General features: G+C 50.7%; 17 protein-coding genes. 9 read left to right on the plus strand and 8 right to left on the minus strand.

What is annotated here, in order from left to right:
- The first annotated feature begins 221 nt into the window (after positions 1-221).
- The gene (locus tag HA51_RS03475) at positions 222-704 is read left to right on the plus strand and encodes a glutathione peroxidase (RefSeq protein WP_084931881.1); all 483 of its coding nucleotides are present in this window, start codon (positions 222-224) and stop codon (positions 702-704) included.
- A 47-nt stretch (positions 705-751) separates the two neighbouring features.
- Here HA51_RS03475 and HA51_RS03480 read toward each other — a convergent pair whose 3' ends face one another.
- A complete protein-coding gene (locus tag HA51_RS03480; RefSeq protein WP_084931883.1) occupies positions 752-1,639 on the minus strand; it encodes a LysR family transcriptional regulator in 888 nt (295 codons plus the stop codon).
- Positions 1,640-1,795: 156 nt separating this feature from the next.
- Here HA51_RS03480 and pckA point away from each other — a divergent pair, with 156 nt between their 5' ends.
- A complete protein-coding gene (pckA, locus tag HA51_RS03485) occupies positions 1,796-3,421 on the plus strand; it encodes a phosphoenolpyruvate carboxykinase (ATP) (RefSeq protein ID WP_084931886.1) in 1,626 nt (541 codons plus the stop codon).
- Positions 3,422-3,717: 296 nt separating this feature from the next.
- Here the strand turns inward: pckA and HA51_RS03490 are convergent, their stop codons facing one another.
- Entirely contained in the window at positions 3,718-4,437 is a 720-nt protein-coding gene (locus tag HA51_RS03490; protein ID WP_084931888.1) for an SDR family oxidoreductase, read from the minus strand.
- Between the two features lie 237 nt (positions 4,438-4,674).
- Complete coding sequence (locus HA51_RS03495) at positions 4,675-5,307, minus strand: glutathione S-transferase family protein (RefSeq protein ID WP_084931890.1); 633 nt, start codon at positions 5,305-5,307, stop codon at positions 4,675-4,677.
- Between the two features lie 122 nt (positions 5,308-5,429).
- On the opposite strand from HA51_RS03495, the gene HA51_RS03500 reads away from it, so the two are divergent.
- The 3 genes from HA51_RS03500 (at position 5,430) to HA51_RS03510 (ending at position 8,428) form a co-directional block, all read left to right on the plus strand.
- A complete protein-coding gene (locus HA51_RS03500) occupies positions 5,430-6,311 on the plus strand; it encodes a LysR family transcriptional regulator (protein ID WP_084931892.1) in 882 nt (293 codons plus the stop codon).
- A gap of 123 nt (positions 6,312-6,434) precedes the next feature.
- Complete coding sequence (locus HA51_RS03505; RefSeq protein WP_084931894.1) at positions 6,435-7,202, plus strand: enoyl-CoA hydratase/isomerase family protein; 768 nt, start codon at positions 6,435-6,437, stop codon at positions 7,200-7,202.
- An 89-nt stretch (positions 7,203-7,291) separates the two neighbouring features.
- Entirely contained in the window at positions 7,292-8,428 is a 1,137-nt protein-coding gene (locus HA51_RS03510; RefSeq protein ID WP_084931896.1) for an alkene reductase, read from the plus strand.
- Positions 8,429-8,621: 193 nt separating this feature from the next.
- Here HA51_RS03510 and HA51_RS03515 read toward each other — a convergent pair whose 3' ends face one another.
- Positions 8,622-9,533: a LysR family transcriptional regulator gene (locus HA51_RS03515; protein WP_245840136.1), complete on the minus strand. Its 912-nt coding sequence runs from the start codon at positions 9,531-9,533 to the stop codon at positions 8,622-8,624.
- Positions 9,534-9,644: 111 nt separating this feature from the next.
- Between HA51_RS03515 and HA51_RS03520 the strand changes: the two genes are divergently transcribed.
- Complete coding sequence (locus HA51_RS03520) at positions 9,645-10,451, plus strand: alpha/beta fold hydrolase (RefSeq protein ID WP_084931898.1); 807 nt, start codon at positions 9,645-9,647, stop codon at positions 10,449-10,451.
- A gap of 19 nt (positions 10,452-10,470) precedes the next feature.
- Here HA51_RS03520 and HA51_RS03525 read toward each other — a convergent pair whose 3' ends face one another.
- Positions 10,471-11,805 (minus strand): aminotransferase-like domain-containing protein, encoded by a 1,335-nt coding sequence (locus HA51_RS03525; protein WP_084931900.1) that lies wholly within the window; start codon positions 11,803-11,805, stop codon positions 10,471-10,473.
- 110 nt (positions 11,806-11,915) lie between these two features.
- Between HA51_RS03525 and HA51_RS03530 the strand changes: the two genes are divergently transcribed.
- A complete protein-coding gene (locus HA51_RS03530) occupies positions 11,916-12,797 on the plus strand; it encodes a DMT family transporter (protein WP_084931902.1) in 882 nt (293 codons plus the stop codon).
- 89 nt (positions 12,798-12,886) lie between these two features.
- Here HA51_RS03530 and HA51_RS03535 read toward each other — a convergent pair whose 3' ends face one another.
- From HA51_RS03535 to HA51_RS03550, 3 genes are all read right to left on the minus strand, one after another.
- Positions 12,887-14,281, minus strand: coding sequence for a M24 family metallopeptidase (locus HA51_RS03535; RefSeq protein ID WP_084931904.1), 1,395 nt, complete (start codon positions 14,279-14,281; stop codon positions 12,887-12,889).
- A 280-nt stretch (positions 14,282-14,561) separates the two neighbouring features.
- Positions 14,562-14,927 carry a hypothetical protein gene (locus tag HA51_RS03545; RefSeq protein ID WP_342744869.1) on the minus strand — a complete coding sequence of 122 codons (366 nt, stop codon included), beginning with the start codon at positions 14,925-14,927 and terminating at the stop codon, positions 14,562-14,564.
- Positions 14,928-15,052: 125 nt separating this feature from the next.
- A complete protein-coding gene (locus HA51_RS03550; RefSeq protein WP_158087350.1) occupies positions 15,053-15,421 on the minus strand; it encodes a GNAT family N-acetyltransferase in 369 nt (122 codons plus the stop codon).
- A gap of 787 nt (positions 15,422-16,208) precedes the next feature.
- Between HA51_RS03550 and HA51_RS03555 the strand changes: the two genes are divergently transcribed.
- Positions 16,209-17,390 carry an OmpP1/FadL family transporter gene (locus tag HA51_RS03555; protein WP_084931912.1) on the plus strand — a complete coding sequence of 394 codons (1,182 nt, stop codon included), beginning with the start codon at positions 16,209-16,211 and terminating at the stop codon, positions 17,388-17,390.
- A 107-nt stretch (positions 17,391-17,497) separates the two neighbouring features.
- The gene (locus tag HA51_RS03560; protein ID WP_084931914.1) at positions 17,498-19,081 is read left to right on the plus strand and encodes an arylsulfatase; all 1,584 of its coding nucleotides are present in this window, start codon (positions 17,498-17,500) and stop codon (positions 19,079-19,081) included.
- Positions 19,082-19,127: the final 46 nt, after the last annotated feature.

Consider the following 19,127-nt stretch of genomic DNA (forward strand, 5'->3'; position numbering starts at 1 on the left):
TATGTTAAGACAACAAAGTAATCGATTACAAATTATGATTCCGCTCATTGGATCACAGTTTGAGTAATCTATAAAAGGGTTGGATCCTTATTTTTCGGGAGCATTTACGCCACCACATCAGCAAAAGCTGCTAATTGCCTCGCTCAACGCAATTTGCACTTTCAGTGGCGCGCCAGGTAACATCGTCGATATCAAACGGTTTCTGTTCTGAGGATCCCAACATGACACCCTTTCATCAACTGAATGCCGTCGGGCTACGTGGTCAGCCTATCTCTATGGCCGACTACGCCGGTAAACTGGTTCTGGTAGTCAATACCGCCAGCCACTGTGGATTTACGCCGCAATATGCCGGCCTTGAAACGCTCTACAAAAAGTACGCTGCGCAAGGTTTAGTGGTGCTGGGTTTCCCCTGCAACCAGTTTGGCAAGCAGGAGCCCGGCGATGCGGACGACATCTCGCAGACCTGTCACATCAACTACGGTGTGACCTTCCCGATATTCGAGAAAGTCGAGGTGAACGGCGCCGCGACGCACCCCGTGTTTCGTTATTTAAAAGATGAATTACCTGGCGTGCTGGGCGGTCGAATCAAATGGAATTTCACTAAGTTTCTTATCGGCCGTGACGGTAAACCGCTCAAGCGTTTTGCACCAATTTGTACCCCGGAGAAAATGGAAGCCGCAATTATTGCAGCATTAGGAAATTAGCGAAGACTTCCATGTAAGCGATTCTATTCAGACTGTACGGCAATCTCTTACTCAACATTTCGCCCCTTCACATAACGCCAGAAGCGTTCCGCCGTGAGATTTAAACGTGCGCCGGAACGATAAACATAAGCCGAAATCTTCAGTGAAAGGCTGTGGTCCATGATCGCCAGCCTTCTCTCCTCGAGCTCACGCTGAATCGAGTAGTCTGGAAGCCAGCCTACAGCATCGCCTTTCAGTATCATTCTTTTCAGCAATTCACTCATGGATGAGACAAAGGTCAGAATAAAGGTCGTGTTCGGTATGCGATCAATGACCTGATTGACTTGACGCCCCATATAGCTGTCATTGGCGTATTTGACCAGTGGCAGCGTATCGCCATTGATCGAGAAAAGCGGCTTGCCGTGCTGATCACAGGGGGAGACTAGGTGCAAAGCGGAATCGAAGATTTTATGGTTGATGAACGGGTAATTCATCAGCTCTTCATTATAAAAGGACAGGATAAAATCACTTTTACCTTCCTTAAGATTAAACACTGCATCGTTCACGTTAATCGATTCAACAAAGAACACCTTATCCGGGCTGTCGCGGTAATCCGCCAGGATATCGGGAAGCAGCAGGACAGACAGCGAAGGCGCCGCGTCAATACGAATGCTTTGCTTCAGCTTATCCTCTCCCTTGATTCGGCTGATCTGGAAGTCCATATCGTCGAGCATATTTCTGGCATAGCCGACAAATATCCTGCCCTGTGGCGTCAACTGCGGCGGATTCACTTCACGATTAAAGACGCTGAAACCAAGGTTAGATTCCAGTGCCTGGATCCTTCTGCTGAATGAGGATTGCGAAATATTCCGTTTCTCTGCCGCCAGCGTAAAGCTGCGGCACTCATCCAGTGCAATCACATCATAAAACCACTTCACTTCGAGATTACTTAGCACTTCTCTGCTCCGATTACAGCCCCCATTTCTATGCAATTTTTACATGACAAATGATTTATATGCAATTTCTGCATCACATAGCCAGTGCTACTATCCGCTCCTCAATCGGGTCGGTTACTGCCGCCTCGCCATACATGCAATGATTCAAGGTATCCTATGAGCGCAATTACATCTGTCATGCAACATCTCTCCAGCCTTGGCATCAACGATGTCAGCGAGATCGTCTACAACCCGAATTATGAATTGCTCTTCGAACATGAAACCGCAGCCGACCTCAAAGGCCCGGCGCGAGGTTTCCTGACCACTTCTGGCGCGGTGACCGTTGATACCGGCGAGTTCACTGGCCGTTCTCCGCGTGACAAGTACATCGTTCGCGACGATGTCACTCGAGATACCCTGTGGTGGTCCGATGCAGGCCAAGGCCGCAACGATAACAAACCGATGTCCGTTGAGGTGTGGGCACACCTGAAAACGCTGGTTGCCGATCACCTGTCGGAAAAAGCGCTCTACATCGTTGATGCCTGGTGCGGCGCGAGTTCAGATACCCGCCTGGCGGTGCGTTTTGTCACTGAAGTGGCGTGGCAGGCGCACTTTGTCAAAAACATGTTTATCGCACCTACTGCCGATGAGCTGGCAAACTTTACCCCGGACTTCACGGTCATCAACGGCGCGGGTTGCGTGAATCCGCAGTGGCAGGAGCAAGGGTTAAACTCTGAGAATTTTGTTGCCTTCAACCTGACAGAAAATATTCAACTGATCGGTGGTACCTGGTACGGCGGTGAGATGAAAAAAGGGATGTTCTCGGTCATGAACTACCTGCTGCCGCTGAAGGGCATTGCTTCAATGCACTGCTCAGCAAACCGCGGTGAACAAGGCGATGTGGCACTGTTCTTCGGCCTCTCTGGCACCGGTAAAACCACACTGTCGACCGATCCACGCCGCCAGCTGATTGGCGATGATGAACACGGTTGGGATGCAGACGGCGTATTCAACTTTGAAGGCGGCTGCTATGCCAAAACCATTAATCTGAAGGCTGAGTCTGAACCGGAAATTTATGGCGCTATCCGCCGTAACGCGCTGCTGGAAAACGTCGTGCTCAGAGAAGATGGTAGCGTGGATTATGCCGATGGCAGCAAGACTGAGAACACTCGTGTCTCTTATCCGCTGTCACATATCGAGAATATCGTGCTACCGGTTTCTCGCGCAGGTGCCCCTTCTCGCATCATCTTCCTTGCCGCAGATGGCTTCGGGGTACTCCCACCAGTTTCTCGCCTGACGCAGGAACAGATGCAGTATCACTTCCTGTCCGGCTTCACTTCTAAGTTGGCTGGTACCGAGCGCGGCATTACAGCCCCTACCCCGACGTTCTCCGCCTGCTATGGCGCAGCGTTCCTGATGCTGCACCCAACGCAGTATGCCGATGTGCTGCAGGAGAAAGTCGCGCAGAGCGGTGCTGAGGTGTGGTTGGTGAATACTGGCTGGAATGGCAAAGGTGAGCGTCTGTCGCTGAAGGATACACGCCAAATCGTTAATGCCATCCTCGAAGGGGAAACCGGTGCGTTGCGCGAGGAAGCCTTGCCGATCTTTGGCCTCGCCATTCCGCAGGAAATTGCTGGTGTGGACGTGAAAACCCTTGACCCGCGTAACGGCTGGGAAACCCCGGCACAGTGGCACGAAGCTGCCGAGAAACTGGCGCAGTTGTTTATTAACAACTTTGAACAGTACAGCCGCAACGAAGCCGGTGCGCGCATTGCCCAGGCTGGTCCGCAGTTAGGGCAGTAAGCTTGAGGCAGAGTGTAAAAAGGTGACACGTTGTCGCCGAAAATAACGTGCTGAAATATGACAGATCTAACGCTGCCCTGCGCAAAAACGCCGGGCAGCATTTTACTTTGTCATTAAACTGCGTTTTGCCGAGTGAGATGCCGGGATGAAGCGAATTCAGCATGCCTCCCCCAACCTCCCAAAGACTTTGCTTTATAAAACGCGCTGAGGTCAGCTTCGTGCCAACAGCGGAAATTAAAAAACACGGGCGTTTCCTTGAGGAAATAATCAAGTCATCCCCTTAGAACGCCAGGTTTTCAGAAAAGTAAGTTCCCTATCGATGCACCGCCATCCACATACAGTGTCTGTCCCGTCATAAAGGCTGCATCCTCTGACATCAGAAAAGCAATGGTTGCAGCGATTTCTTCTGGTTTGCCAAATCGTTTCATTGGTACGCCTTTAAGATATCTCTCTTCACCCACGCTCCCCGGTTGATTGTTCGCCCGAAACAGATCCGTTTCAGTCGGGCCCGGCGCAACCGCGTTTACGGTTATCCCTGTCTGAGCGAGCTCCAGTGCCCAATTACGGGTAAAGCTGATCAGTGAAGCTTTTGCAGCAGCATAAGCGGTCCGCTCTACGCTTCCAAGCGCAGTAAGGCTGGAGATATTGATGATTCTTCCCCAGCCTCTGCCTTTCATACCGGGGAGTAAGGCCTGAGTTCCCAGTATTGCAGGGTTGAGATTGACGCGCATAACCTCTTCGAAAGAGGCTAAGTCAATCTGACCGAGACGCTGCGGCTTAACCAGTCCCACATTGTTGACGATCCCATCAAATGCATACCGCTGGCTTAGCTCCTCCAAGGCTCTTTGTGTCTGCTGAACATCGGCAAGATCTGCACTGATCAAAGTACCGGGGAAATACTCCGAAGCTCCCCGAGCGATACCTACTACATGATGACCTGCCCCGGTCAGTCTGTGAGCCAGTCCTAGCCCGATACCTTTGCTGGCACCCGTAATTAAAAAAGTTCTTTTCATCATTCACTCCAGTAAATCACATCAGGCATATCCTGTTATCGACCAGGATGGGGTTCACTGGCCAGGAATGCGTCGTAAAGAACGAGGCGTCTATTTCTGCTCTGGCTGACGAGTATTATCTGGCCTTCTTCAGGCACAAATTATCGGTCCTCTTTGATAGTCCATAGTACGGGCTGCATAAGTAGTTCCCGAAGACTGAAAGCGTTTAACGAGGCTTTTGACTGTAAAGGCAGCTAATACTTACTCTGGAACAAGTGCGTTAACGCGTTGCACTGCACGCTGTACGGCGGGTCGATCAAATACCTCATTAAACCAGCGCGCCACATTCGGGGCGTTTTCAAGGCTAACTCCAGCAAACTCACGACGCCAGAGCCAGCCAAAGTGCGCAATGTCTGCAATAGTGAACTCCTCTCCGGCAACAAATTGGCGACTCGCCAGAAGGGAATCCAGTACATGCAAGGTGCGGTCCGCTTCAGCAGTGAAACGCTGAATCGCAAGCGGCTGAGGTTCGGATACCTGGCGCTGAAAGAAACCTGCCTGGCCAAAAGCTGGCCCCAACCCTGAAGCATGGAAGAACAGCTGCTCAAACACCCGGGCTCTTGCCAGTCCTGAAGCAGGTAAGAGCTTTCCGGTTTTTTCAGCCAGATAAATGAGGATTGCCGCAGACTCAGTCAGTAACAAAGGTTGAGATGAAGCCTCAGTATCGACAAGCACAGGAACCTTACCATTGGGATTTAAGGCGAGAAATTTGGCCGCCTTTTGCTCCCCTTTACGCACATTCACTGCATGCAAACCATACTCCAGACCAAGCTCTTCCAGCGCGACAGGTACCTTGATGCTGTTAGGCGTGGCGAATGCATAAATATCAATCATGGTCGTTTCCTTGGTGAGATTTTGCCGGGCCAGTCCCGACAAATTGAAAATAATAATGGCTCGCCCATTTAAGGAATGGTAGGTAAGCTCATAGGATAATCCCTATTCTCATGAGGAATAACATGGACCGTTTTCATGCAATGGCAACGTATGTCCGTGTCGTCGACACGGGCTCTTTTTCTGCAGCAGCCCGACAACTCAATATCGGCCAGCCTGCGGTCTCCAAAATTGTTGCCCAGTTAGAGTTACGATTGCAGACCCGCTTGCTGACACGTTCAACGCACGGCCTGACACCCACCGAGGCCGGGCAGCGCTACTATGAGCGGGCACTGGCTGCCTTGCAGGAAGCCGACGAGGCTGAGCTAGCCGCCCGGGGGGCAGGAAAAGGGTTATCCGGAAAGCTGCGGATTTCAGCCGCAACTACATTTGCCCGACTGCATATCATTCCTCAACTCCCGGCGTTTCTTGAGGAACACCCGGAATTGGATGTCGACGTGATTCTTGATGACAGAGTGATCGACCTGATTGCTGAAGGTATCGATGTCTCACTGCGCATGGGGAATCTACCCGACTCAGGTGTCGTAGCCCGAAAACTGGCAACGGGAGCCCGCTCGGTGATCGCCACGCCAGGCTATCTTTCAAAAAAAGGTGAACCGACAACCCCAAGTGATCTCGCAGAGCATAATGCCATCCTCTACAACCCACAGCCCAGTCTCTGGACATTTACATGTCAGGGAGCCGTTGTTTCCACTGCCCTGAGCGGTCGCATTCGCGTCAGCGCCGCTGAAGGACAGCGAGCTGCCGTGCTAAGTCATATGGGTCTGTGCATTGCCTCCGACTGGATGTTTGCAGAGGAATTAAGGAATGGGGCTGTTCGGAAGGTGCTGACGTCTTGGCAACTGCCTTCCATCGATCTGTGGGCCGTTTTTCCTAATGGCCGCCTTGCCAGTGCCAAGGCGCGACAGTTTGCAGGTTTTGTCGAAGCCATCATGGCTGTAAAGTAGAAATAATCATTCCACACAGGAATATCCATTATCCTTTCATGAGGCGATCCCAACTTTCAAGGAATGACATATTGTTGTTTCACGGCCAGCCACTCCGGACTGGTAACAACAAGGATCGCCACCATGTCAACGTTTGAAACTTATCGTAATGCTTTCCCAAACGCCGTTTTAACCCGTAAAAAAAATGGCGTACTGGAAGTGAAATTCCACACCGACGGTGAAAAACTGGTTTTCAACGGCCATACCCATGAGCAGTTCGTTGAGTTGTTCCATGCTATCGGTGAAGACCGTGAAAACCGCGTGATTATCCTCACCGGTTCGGGTGATGCCTTTATGGACGCAATCAGCCCTGAAGGATTTGATTTCTTTACCCCAACAGGTTTCGACAAAATCCTGCGTGAAGGTAGAAAAGTGCTGAGCAACATTCTGGATATTGAAGTTCCGATGATCACCGCGCTGAACGGCCCGGTTCTGCTTCACAGCGAGTACGCCCTGCTGACCGATACCATTCTGGCTACCCCGGAAACCGTTTTCCAGGACAAGCCGCATTTCGAATTTGGAATTGTCCCCGGTGACGGCGTTCACATTCTGTGGCCGGAAGTCATTGGCTCAATTCGCGGCCGCCACTTCCTGCTGACCCGTCAGGTGCTGGATGCTGAAACGGCGAAAAACTGGGGTGTCGTCAATGAAATTGTGCCGGTTGATAAGCTCCTGGTCCGCGCCCATGAAATTGCCGACGGGATTGCAGCCCTTCCCCCACTGACTTCGCGCTATACCCGGATTGCACTGACTCAGCGTCTTAAGCGTCTGGTAGATGAAGGTCTGGGTTACGGCCTGGCGCTGGAAGGTATCAGCGCGGCTCAGGTTGCCCACTCTATGGCCCAGCAATAATTCCATCAGATTGTCAGTATTCCTGAATTCATTTTGATTTGCGCCAGAGCCTTGTGATATGGGCCCTGGCCCACCGTGGGGAGCCTATTTTGAAAACGTTATTCTCACCTGTTACAGCAGGAAAACTTCAGCTGGATCACCGTGTCGTCATGGCACCTACCACACGCATGAGAACCCTGCAGGGCGGTATTCCTGGCGACCTGATGACTGAGTATTACCGCCAGCGTGCAAGTCGCGGCGGACTCCTTATCGCTGAAGCCACGGCCGTTTCGCCCTTTGCAAATGCTTATGAAGATGCGCCGGGTATCTTCACTGACGAGCAACAAGCGGGATGGCAGCGTCTGGTAGAGGCTGTACACGCTCGCGGCAGTCAGATCATGCTGCAGCTTTGGCACCCGGGCCGTCAGTCTCTGCCTGAACTGTCATCAGGACGCCAACCCATAGCGCCATCCGCACTCATCGCCAGAGAGACCTATGGTGTGGTCAAAAATAAGCAGGGAGCCTATGAGGGTAAGCTTTTCCCTGTTCCGCGCACGTTGGAACTGGATGAAATACAGCTGCTTATGGATGAATTACGTCAGGCAGCCCTTCGGGCAAGAGCCGCAGGGTTTGATGGCGTAGAACTCCATGCAGCCAATGGCTATTTGCCCGAACAATTTCTGCTGGATAGCAGTAACCAACGCACCGACATCTATGGCGGTTCACGTGAAAACAGGGCGCGCTTTCTGCTTGAGTCCGTTGATGTCCTTACGGATGTCTGGGGGCCGGGGCGTGTTGCTGTGCGTATCTCTCCGAGTGGCATATACGGTGATATGCATGACAGTGATCCAGCGGCTACCTTCCGTTATCTTGCCGAACAACTGAACCGTTCAGAACTGGCCTATCTGCATATCATAGAGCCCCGCATCGTAGGGCCGGAAGACAGGGAAGCGGGCCATTATGCGGAGCCGGTCGCCAGTCGCGATTTACGCGCTTTTTATCAAGGGAAAATTATTGCAGCGGGCGGCTTTAAACCGGAAGATGCCGAGGACATACTGAGTAAAAATGAGGCCGACCTGATTGCTTTTGGTCGTCTGTTTACCTCAAATCCGGATCTTCCAGAGCGTATTCGAAACGCATATCCCCTTGCGGCGTACAACCGTGAAGCTTTCTTCGGCGGAGATGAACGAGGTTACACCGATTTTCCAACTTATCAGCCATTAGCGACAAAACCACTGTTGGTCTGACTATATCGTCTCAAGTAATGGGCCTTAGAGCGTTATACGCAATCCGGCATTGATGTTAAATGCCGGACTTCTTTTGCATAACACACCGTTCAAAATGCCCATTGGTTAACTCAGTCAAAATGTCCGTTGTTCACTCATCGCGGACCTTGTCTCTGTTGCTATCTGCCGTAAGAGGGCATCATGTTCACCAGAATCAATGGGCATCCCCTCGGATTTGGGTGCCATCTAAAGTCTCAGCGATAAAATCCACGAAGCTACGTACCTTAAAAGGGATGCGTAACGCGCTGGGGTAAACCGCTTGAATATAGAGTTCAGTCGTCCGGTATTGCGGCAGAAGCCGGATTAAACTGCCTTTCTGCAGGTATTCACTAAAAACAAAATCCGGCCCGTAAACGATTCCTGTCCCGTTGAGGGCTGACATGAGCAACAACTGCATATTATTGGCGGTAACAAGAGGCGCTCCCTCAATAGGATATGCTCGGCCCTCTGCATCAAATAGCGTCCAGTCTCCCGCTGAAATCGACTGGCTGAAGGCGAGACGCGATGCATGAGAAATATCAGCTGGCTTTTCTGGCGTGCCATGCTTTTTTAAATAATCAGGAGAGGCGCACAAAACCATGTTACAGGGCGCCAGCCGCCGTGTGACCAGCCCGGGGTCTTCAAGACGACCGACCCGGATAGCAACATCAATTCGGTTTTCGAGCAGATCGGTATATTTGTCTTCCAGCACCACATCCAGACTGACATCAGGAAACTTGTTCAGGTACTGTGAGATGATCCCGCCAAGATGCATTGCTCCGAAACTGACCGGTGCTGCAACCCGAAGCAATCCGCGCGGAGTGGTCTGAACATCAATCGCCTCACGGTTCGCGTCGGCAAGAAGCTCAAGTATCATTTTACAGCGCTCATAATAGCGCTGCCCGGCATGAGTAAGGCTGAGACGTCGTGTTGAACGTTGAAGAAGCCGAACATTCAATTCCGCCTCTATCGCACTAACATGCTTCCCTGCCATTGCAGCAGAGAGCTTAAAGCGCCTTGCTGCGGCTGCAAAACTTCCCTCTTCTACGGCCGTGATAAAGATTTGCATGCTGGTAAGTCTGTCCATCAGATCCCGCCATTCAATAATCACAGTATCGAGTGCTGATACTTAGCTACGGATTATCATCCCAGGAAAACACAATTACCATTGCTTTACCTACTTGATGGAGATAAAGCGATGAAAATCAATATAAACGGTACCGGAATTAACCTTCAGCAACAGGGCTGCGGGGACGTATCACTGGTATTTCTGCATTATTATGGCGGCTCGTCCCGTACCTGGGAAAGCGTGATAAACCTGCTTCCGAAACACTACCGTACGGTGGCGATTGACCAACGCGGCTGGGGATTGTCAGATGCGCCACCATCCGGCTATCGGATTGCCGACCTGGCCCGGGATGCTGAAGGTGTTATTACTGCACTGGGCATTGAACGTTATATTCTGATTGGTCATTCGATGGGAGGAAAAGTCGCCCAACTTATGGCTTCACGTCGGCCTGCTGGACTTGAAGGCCTGATGCTGATTGCTCCCTCACCACCTTCTCCGATGATCCTTACAGCAGAGGAACGTGAAAGGCTAAGCAGCGCGTACAACAGCCGCGAAGCCGTCGAATTTGTCATCGATAATGTCCTGACGGCGAAACCGCTCAGTCCAGCACTGCGTGAACAGGTCATAGAGGACAGTTTAAAAGGCTCTGCCGGGGCCAAAGCAGGCTGGCCCGGTATAGCAATCAGCGAAGACATTACTCAGGAAGTCGCCGCAATCAACGTCCCCGTGGCCATCATCTCTGGTGAACGGGATCAGGTCGATAATCCGGCAACACTGCAAAGAGAGTTGCTGCCCCGCATTCCTCATGCCGCTATGGTCATTCTTCCTGGCACTGGACATCTGTCGCCGCTGGAATCACCCGCTGAGATTGCCAGCCGTCTGTCGGTCTTCGCAGCATCCATTGAAAATGGGTTGCCGATTGAACGGTTCGATTGATAAAGCTATTGCTGCAAGCTCAGAAGTCGCGCCAGTAATGGATCGTTTCCCTGACCCGCGTCAGTGCATGTGTCAGCCGTTCTTCGGTGAGTGAGGCCAGAGCAAGCCTGATGGCATGTGGTACATAAATACCTGAACTGTAGGGTGACGCAGAAGAAACGGAAATTTGTTCGTCCATGAGGCTGCGAATTAACTTCTCGGAGCGAACGTCCTCTGGCAGTGGCAGCCAGAGGAAATAGGAGGCCGGGTGGCTGATATAAGGCATGTCATGAAAAATACTCCGTGCCAATGTTTGCCGGTCTCTTGCTTCCTGCCGCTTAAGTTTTTCAAGCCTGCTAACGGTACCGTCGTCAATCCAGCCGCAGACGATTGCCGTCATCAGTGAAGGTGTATTCCAGGTGCTCAGCCTGATCGCTCGCTCCAGTGCCGCACGGGTGTTTTCAGAGCAGACAATCATGCCTACACGAAGGCCTGCCGCCACGTTTTTAGAGAACCCGTTGACGTACACGGTTCTCTCGGGCGCATAGACCCACAGCGGTGCAGGCGCATCGGGAATCAAATAGGCATATGCCGCATCTTCAATGATCAATAGATCGTATAGTCGGGCAATCCTGACGAGTTCAGTGCGCTGCTCGTGACTCAGGACCCAACCAAGTGGGTTGTGGAGCGTAGGCATCGTATAAATCGCTTTTACCCGACGTTTTTCACACAGTTTCACTAGCTGTTCAAAGTCAGGGCCGTGGGGCGTTGATGACACGGCGGCAAGCTCCAGATGGCTGAATTCTGCCAGACTCCTGAATCCCGGATAGGTCAGCGCGTCAACCGCCACAACGTCGCCAGGTTTAAGGAGCGCGTTGAGTGCAACGGAAAGCCCTTGTTGAGCGCCATTGACGATCAGAACATCCTCGGCGGCAGGGTTAAGTCCCAGCCCGGACAAATAGCGGGCGATCGTGGCGCGCTCCTGCAGGCGGCCTCCATGCGGCGTATAGCGTAGGAATGACTCGATGTCGCCTGTTGTGGTCAGCTTCCTTAGCGCATCGCGCAGCAGCGAAGCTTGTTCAGGCAGAGAGGGATAGTTGAAATTCAGATCGATCATGTCATTTGCCACGACGAGTTGATCGACACCCAGATGAGGATGAAGCGTAATTTCCCGGACAAAGGTGCCTCGTCCGGCCTCGCCGCTGACCAGACCCATCTCTTCCAGTTCAGCATAGACCCGCGTCGCCGTCGCCAATGAGATCCGCTCTTTACTGGCAAGTTGCCTGTGTGTAGGCAGACGATGGCCCGCCGCCAGTGTCCCTGCGCGGATCTGGCTTGAAAAATCATCGACCAACGCTTTGTAGCGTGCCTTCATTGAATTGTATCCATTACAATTATTTGATTGTCATGGATTGTCTGCTCTACTCTCGACGAGGTCAATCGTTCCCCTTAAGGAGCGGATTATCAACCCTGAGTTAGAGGTACGTGGTGAGTAGATACGAATCATCCAGCGCGATCAGCGGCTGGTTTAACGGTTTTATGGGCGTTCTGATATTCAGCGGTTCGCTCCCAGCAACTCGAATGGCTGTGCAGTATTTTAATCCTTTTCTGCTTACCTACACGCGCGCTGCGATTGCTGGATTGGTTGCGCTTGGCATGCTTCGAATGTTTCGGGAAAAACGCCCAACGGTTCGCCAGTTGGGTTCATTGATTATCGTATCTTTTGGCGTCGTTGTCGGTTTTCCGCTTTTTACCGCTATGGCGCTTCAGCACGTTACTGCATCACACTCGATTGTGTTTCTTGGCCTGCTACCCCTATCGACCGCCATTTTTGGCGTACTACGTGGCGGAGAACAACCGCGCCCGGCATTTTGGTTTTTCTCCCTATTGGGTAGCCTGCTGGTTTGCGGCTTTGCCCTGGCGCAAAACGGCACGGCTTCGCTGGCGGGTGACTTACTGATGCTGGCCGCCATAATAGTATGTGGGCTTGGGTATGCCGAAGGCGCGAAGCTGACCAAACAGCTAGGCGGCTGGCAGGTCATCAGTTGGGCCTTGGTCATATCTCTACCCTTTATGCTCCCGGCAACCCTCCTGATGATGCCCTCCTCGCTTGCTGGCGTCAGCATAACGGCGTGGCTAGCCCTGGGTTACGTCAGTCTTTTCAGCATGCTGATTGGTTTTATTTTCTGGTACAAAGGCCTTGCGCTGGGTGGCACAGCGGCAGTAGGACAGTTGCAACTCATTCAGCCATTTTTTGCTTTGGCACTTTCGGCCCTTATGCTTCATGAAGAAATAAGTCCAGCCATGATTGCCATCACCCTATGCGTCATTGCCTGCGTACTGGCATCAAGAAGATTTGCCCGCTAATCTCTTTTCTAATTATCGGCTAAGGCGAAAAGGCCTCTCATTTTCTTCGACGCTGCAGAAAATAACCTTTCGTCTGCCGATTGCCGAAATTACTTGTCCACGCTCAGCGAATGATTTTTCGCAAGAAGGAATGGGCGTAAATAAGCAACGGTATTCGACAAAGGTAAAACCTCATCACTGAGTTCAATACCAATAACTGCTTTTAGATAATGACGACGCTTATCGATACGATCCCAGAGTGCTGGGTAAGCTGCGCGGATTTCTGCCTGCAAAGTGCTATTCGCCAACACCACACATTCCTCTGCACTTACACCTGTATAACCCGGCACAGAGGGGATGATATCAATCTGCATGATCATGCCACTTTTCAGAACTTCTACAGAATCGTGGTAAACCGGAGAAGACATCCATTCTTCATCAGATACCAGATGGCCCGGATTCAGATGCCAGCCATATCGCTCTTTAGGTAAAACCTCTTCGACCAGATTATAAAGCGCTCCTCCACTCATTCCTGTCTGAATATTCTCAAGCCAGGCTACCACGGCGGAAAAATAGGGTTTAGCAACGCGCTCGAGCCAGTCTTTCTGCGTAACCGGGAGCTCACTTTCTTTGGCAATGACGAAGCCGGTTCTGCTGGAAAGGCCACCTTTAAAGCCCGTGGTCAGAGACAGCGGGTCACCCTGCTGCACCTTTTTATAAGTCGGATAGAGGTTCGCTTTATCAAAACGGCTACCGGTCGCAGCAATGGAAACCACCGTATTGTACTGGCCTTCAGCACTCAAACAGGCACCAAGATCCACTTCGCGCACCCCCACTTCGACTGCGTTCAGCGCATCCAGAATGCAGTTGGATGAGAGATTGGCGCCATACTCATAGTGCGCAATTTCATTCGCGTTACAGATCGACCTAGCTCCACTTTTGCCACCTATAAACAGGTGGGCTGCGTTTTCGAGTGCGGCGTCTGGCTTCAGCGCGCATTTCACCGCCTCTACAATGAAATACGGCAGATCAAAATAAGCTTCACCGTCGCCCTTTGCAGGGGTAAACATCTTCCAGCCGACCAATCCGACTTTGCTTTTGGTACTGAGCCCTGCATCGCTAAGGATATTTTCCAGCGGCACTTCATTGTCCATTGGCTGGTTTGGCAGCGAGAAGTACGGGCTGTGTGCGAGTGTGACGGGAATACGTGAGAAGCGGGCCATTTTGAGATTTTCATTACCCAGCACAGCAGTACTTTTCCCACTGGCATCAAGGATCAACAGTCCTTCTTCGAAACGCGGGATGAATCCCGTCAGATATTCAAAGTTACCGCCGTGCTCTTTATCTGCGTAAATGACGAGAGCGTCAAAGCCCTCATTTTTCATTCCTTCCAGAACTTTAGCTTTACGTTCCAATATTGTTTCATCAGAAAGAAAAACGGGTTCAACATCCGTAAATTTTGCAGGTGATTCGGTCGGTCCGAACTTGATTGCCTTGGAAACCATGATGCACTTCCTCAGGTTAGGTGTTAGTCATTATCCATTCTAGGTTATTCCTATGGAGCGACTGAATGATTGTGTTAACCGACAAGAGGTATCACGACACTTCACGTCAGCGGCCAAAAGTTTGAGTAAGGCATACATATCTTTAGCTGAGAGAGTGGAAAGCGTCTTTTAAAAAACTTTCCTTTATCGACCCAACCGCACAAGGCCATGCCATCTTCACATTCGAGCACAACCATGGTTCTCCATCTCTTTCGACGCCTAACAATTGTGCCGACTTCAGTCATGTTGATGCCTTTTTTGAAAGCGCATCCCCATCAACATTTCTGTTTAAAAGCACCGATCTGACAATGAATTCGTTACACTTCTTGAGATCGTCAATATCAGGCTTTATTTTCCCGTAAACTCGCATTCCTTCCAGCATCATAAAAATGCTCAGGGCCATGACTCGCGGGCTTTCATCGCGCCGGAAGCACTGCTGCGTCTGGCCCTTGCATAATATACTTTCCAACTGATTGATGATTGAGTTGAATTTATGATCCACCTTGCTTTTTATCTCTTCATCACCCGGAAGAAGTTCACTGGCCGCGGCAAAGATCAAACGCTGTTCGGTTGCGGTCTGAGAGGCATCTGTCAGGTTGTTAGTCACCTTCCGCTCTACGCACGATTCCCCTTCAACTTCCGCTCAATGTTGATATTCACCTCAATCAAGCCAAATTATTCAGCTCTCAAGTCCATGGTTTGACCTCACTACAGCAGCAATTTCCGCCAGTTTTAATACACCAAATGCATATTCCACGCGTATTCCGCTAACTCAGTTGTGAAACTTTTACCCCATGCTTCTGTCGCAAATCGGTGTCCAAGATTATTGATCGATATATCGGCATAGCGGGAGAAGGTCAGCCCCCCAAAACCAATAATTATTTCAGGTTGCACGATAGGAGATATTACCCAGTTGCCAACGCCATAATTATCCCAATGGTCAATCCAGCGTTCGAGGGCCTTTCCTGCACATTGAATATCCGGATAAGGGCCTGCCGGATTGACAAGGTTCGTAGCAGGGTCGCCATATATACTTAAAAGTTCATTGGCATCGGATGATGCAGGAAGGCGAAGACATAAACGTTTAGTTTCAAGCTGCAAATCAATCTCCAAAATGCTGAACCCACTGTTTTAAATATAACAGGATAAGTCCCATTCCAGTCGTAAATTCATCGATCAGGATAATTATATTTATAATAAACCACACCTATCCCAATAAAGAAAAAATCATCAATCACTATCCCAGCCCAATATTTAATATGCCACGATAAAAATATAAACATTGAAGATTAGATTTTCAAATCACACCGAAAATAGCCTTCTCTAATTACTCAGTTGAGTTAGCAATGGATAGTAACTAAGCGCAAGAATGTCTTACGTATAAAAAATCAATATGGACTCTTCAACTGTCAACTTAAATCGAGACTTGAGTGGCTAAAATCCTAAAAAATTAGAAATCATGACGTTTTCATTATGCTTTGATTTTCAAGGGTATTCATTAACCTCTAAAAACAACATGCATAACAATAAAAAATAAAAAAACATATAATTCATTATGATACATTCTAATTAGGTCCATTCGCGATTTTAGATCCGTTATTTGATCAACCTCTAGATTTCGACTTAAGGCAAATATTTTTTGATAAGCGAACCTTGTCAAAATGCTGGCTTAAACTATTTTGAATTAAAAAGTGTAACTAAAACAATCTAGTCATTAACAGCTTTCGCCGTTCTTTACGTTCAACAATCTGAAATCCTTTTACAACCACTTCACCAGCGATAATCAGCGTCACCGCAGTTTTCAAATAGCACCATCCATTTTTGAAGATCTGTCGGGAAATTTGAATGTGTGACCCATTGAACTTAAACGTGTTTAAGCAGGAGTCTCATGCGCAAAGTTATCTGTCTGATTTGTTCGCTCAATATTACGCCGGCTCTTGCCAGCGGTTTATACCTTTACGAAATAGGCACTGATGATATTGGACTCGCAGGCGCGGGCCAAGCGGCACGGGCACAGGACGCATCTACCCTGTTTACTAACCCGGCAGGCATGACGATGCTGCCCGACAGCATGCTGACAATAGGCGCACAGGTGCTCTACGGCGATGCTTCTTACCGTCTCGATGATGACGCTCGACTTTCTGGCAACAGCCCTGGCAATGTGATTAGTTGGTTTCCGGGAGGGAGCGCGTTTTATACCCAGCGTCTTTCCCCCGTGCTCAGCGCCGGGATCGGATTTTACGGTAACTACGGTCTGGGCTTACATTTCGGCAACTGGGCGGGTGAAAACCTCATCAAAGACAGCACGCTGTTAGCCGTCACCCTGATGCCCGCACTGGCCTGGCAGGCAACAGACACGCTGTCACTCGGCGCGGGTGTCGGGATTAACTATGGCCTCCTCAAGTTGAAGCGCGGCGGGGGTGATGAACAGACTGATCACGACTGGGCGTTAAACGGAAAAATAGGTGCACTCTGGCAATTCACGCCGCAAACCCGCGCCGGTCTGACTTATACCAGCCGCACGAATTATCATTTCAATGTTAACACCACGGTCCGTCTGGACCAGCTCAACAACTCCCCCTCCTGGACACTGCCCATCGCAGCAACCGTCAATACGCCTCAGCAATTGATGTTCAGTTTGTTTCACCAGCTGGATGCGCGCTGGGCGGTAATGGGTGATGCAGGCTGGCAGGACTGGAGCGATTACAGCAACAGTGAAATCACCGCGGCAGGAAGTCGAGTCGGCGATAACGGGCGTTTGCGTGATACCTGGCACCTTGCGCTCGGCACACAGTTCAGGCTCACCGCAGACTGGACGCTCAATACCGGCGTGGCTTTCGACAGCAGTTTTTACCGTAATCAGCAGGACACCTCACTCACCATGCCCTCTGGCGATACCTGGCGCTGGGGGATAGGCGCCCGCTATCAGCTCGATCCTGACAGCAGCATTGGTGCCGCATTTGAATATGCCCATATCGAATCCTCACGGGTTGCCTCTCCCCTCATCAACGGGGAATACGACAATCCAGCACTTTATTTCTTTGGCGTGAATTACAGCCGAACGTTTTGATCCCACTAAAAAAAGGAGGTGTCACACCACACAGAGTTTTGTCAGAGCTGACTGGACGGGCGTCCGTTTGCCTTTCCCAAGAGAGTCCACTTATCTGGAGCACAGAAATGTCAAAAGTGCCTTTTTGCAAATCGCTGCTCGCCTCAATGTTGTCCGTTGCCTGCTGCGCGACCAGCGTCTATGCAGCCCCGGCAAGCAACGCCACGACGGCGCCAGAGCAGAACACGCAGAAACCCAATATCGTCGTGATTTTTGGCGATGACATCGGCTACTGGAACCTCAGTACTTACAATCAGGGAACGATGGGCTATAAAACGCCCAATATCGACAGTATTGCGGCGGAAGGGGCAAAGTTTACCTCCTACTACGCCGAACAAAGCTCGACAGCCGGACGTTCGTCTTTCATCACCGGTCAGATGCCGTTCCGTACCGGGATGAGTAAAGTGGGCATGCCCGGCGCACCGCAGGGCCTGCAGAAAGAAGACCCCACCATCGCCAGCATTCTTAAACAGCTTGGCTATGCCACAGGTCAGTTTGGTAAAAACCACCTCGGTGACCGCGATGAGTTCCTGCCAACCGCACATGGCTTTGATGAGTTCATGGGCAATCTCTATCACCTGAACGCGGAAGAAGAGCCTGAGAATCCGGATTATCCAAAAGATCCGGCATTCAAAAAACAATTCGGCCCACGCGGCGTGATCAAATCCACCGCTGACGGGAAGATAGAGGATACCGGCCCGCTCACCTCCAAACGTATGGAGACGGTCGATGAAGAAACGCTGGCAGCGAACAATGACTTTATGGAGCGACAGGTTAAAGCCAATAAGCCGTTCTTCACCTGGTTCAACACCACGCGTATGCACAATAAAACCCACATCAAACCTTCGGATAAAGGTGTGACGGGGCTGGGTGATTATGCAGATGGCATGGTTGAGCACGACAAGATGATTGGCGAGGTGTTGAAGAAAATTAAAGATCTTGGCATCGAGGACAACACCATTGTGCTCTACACCACCGATAACGGGCCGATGATTGCCACTTGGCCGGATTCCGGTATGACCCCGTTCCGCGGCGAGAAAAACACCGGCTGGGAAGGCGGATTCCGCGTACCTGCCATGGTCAAATGGCCCGGACATATCAAACCGGGAACCATGATCAACGATATCTTCGGCAGTAATGACTGGTTCCCAACACTGGTTGCAGCTGCGGGCGTACCGGACATCAAGGAGCAATTGTTAAAAGGATATAAAACGTCTGCAATGACCTACAAGGTGCATCTTGATGGCTATAACCAGCTTGATTACCTGACAGGTAAAACACAGGAAGATCCGCGGAAAGAGTTCTTCTATTGGAGTGACGATGGTGACCTGTTGGCGATGCGCTATGGTCGCTGGAAAGCGCACTTCATGATTCAGGAGCATACCGGTCTCGACTTGTGGAAATACCCGTTTGTCAAAATGCGTATTCCGCTGATTTTCAACCTGGAAATCGACCCACTTGAAAAGGGCGATACGGGTATGGACTACAACCACTGGTTCTACGACCGTCTGTTCCTGCTAGGTGGTGCTCAGAAATATGCAGCAGAAATGCTGGAAAGCTTCAAGGAGTTCCCGCCGCGTCAGAAACCAGGCTCATTCACCGTTTCTGATGTTCAGAAGTATTTTACCGAAGGCAGTCCGGCCACTAACTGATGCTCTGACAACCCAGCCGGGTGATCTTTTCACCCGGCTTTCAGGA

It is taken from the genome of Pantoea rwandensis (genome assembly GCF_002095475.1).
Classification (GTDB): Bacteria; Pseudomonadota; Gammaproteobacteria; order Enterobacterales; family Enterobacteriaceae; genus Pantoea; species Pantoea rwandensis.

Bases quoted from the DNA above. Each gene is read 5' to 3' on its own strand.
- HA51_RS03475 (WP_084931881.1), top strand. From the start codon at position 222: ATGACACCCTTTCATCAACTGAATGCCGTCGGGCTACGTGGTCAGCCT.
- HA51_RS03515 (WP_245840136.1), bottom strand. From the start codon at position 9,533: ATGGACAGACTTACCAGCATGCAAATCTTTATCACGGCCGTAGAAGAG.
- HA51_RS03525 (WP_084931900.1), bottom strand. From the start codon at position 11,805: ATGAAGGCACGCTACAAAGCGTTGGTCGATGATTTTTCAAGCCAGATC.
- pckA (WP_084931886.1), top strand. From the start codon at position 1,796: ATGAGCGCAATTACATCTGTCATGCAACATCTCTCCAGCCTTGGCATC.
- HA51_RS03520 (WP_084931898.1), top strand. From the start codon at position 9,645: ATGAAAATCAATATAAACGGTACCGGAATTAACCTTCAGCAACAGGGC.
- HA51_RS03500 (WP_084931892.1), top strand. From the start codon at position 5,430: ATGGACCGTTTTCATGCAATGGCAACGTATGTCCGTGTCGTCGACACG.
- HA51_RS03490 (WP_084931888.1), bottom strand. From the start codon at position 4,437: ATGATGAAAAGAACTTTTTTAATTACGGGTGCCAGCAAAGGTATCGGG.
- HA51_RS03555 (WP_084931912.1), top strand. From the start codon at position 16,209: ATGCGCAAAGTTATCTGTCTGATTTGTTCGCTCAATATTACGCCGGCT.
- HA51_RS03560 (WP_084931914.1), top strand. From the start codon at position 17,498: ATGTCAAAAGTGCCTTTTTGCAAATCGCTGCTCGCCTCAATGTTGTCC.
- HA51_RS03535 (WP_084931904.1), bottom strand. From the start codon at position 14,281: ATGGTTTCCAAGGCAATCAAGTTCGGACCGACCGAATCACCTGCAAAA.
- HA51_RS03495 (WP_084931890.1), bottom strand. From the start codon at position 5,307: ATGATTGATATTTATGCATTCGCCACGCCTAACAGCATCAAGGTACCT.
- HA51_RS03505 (WP_084931894.1), top strand. From the start codon at position 6,435: ATGTCAACGTTTGAAACTTATCGTAATGCTTTCCCAAACGCCGTTTTA.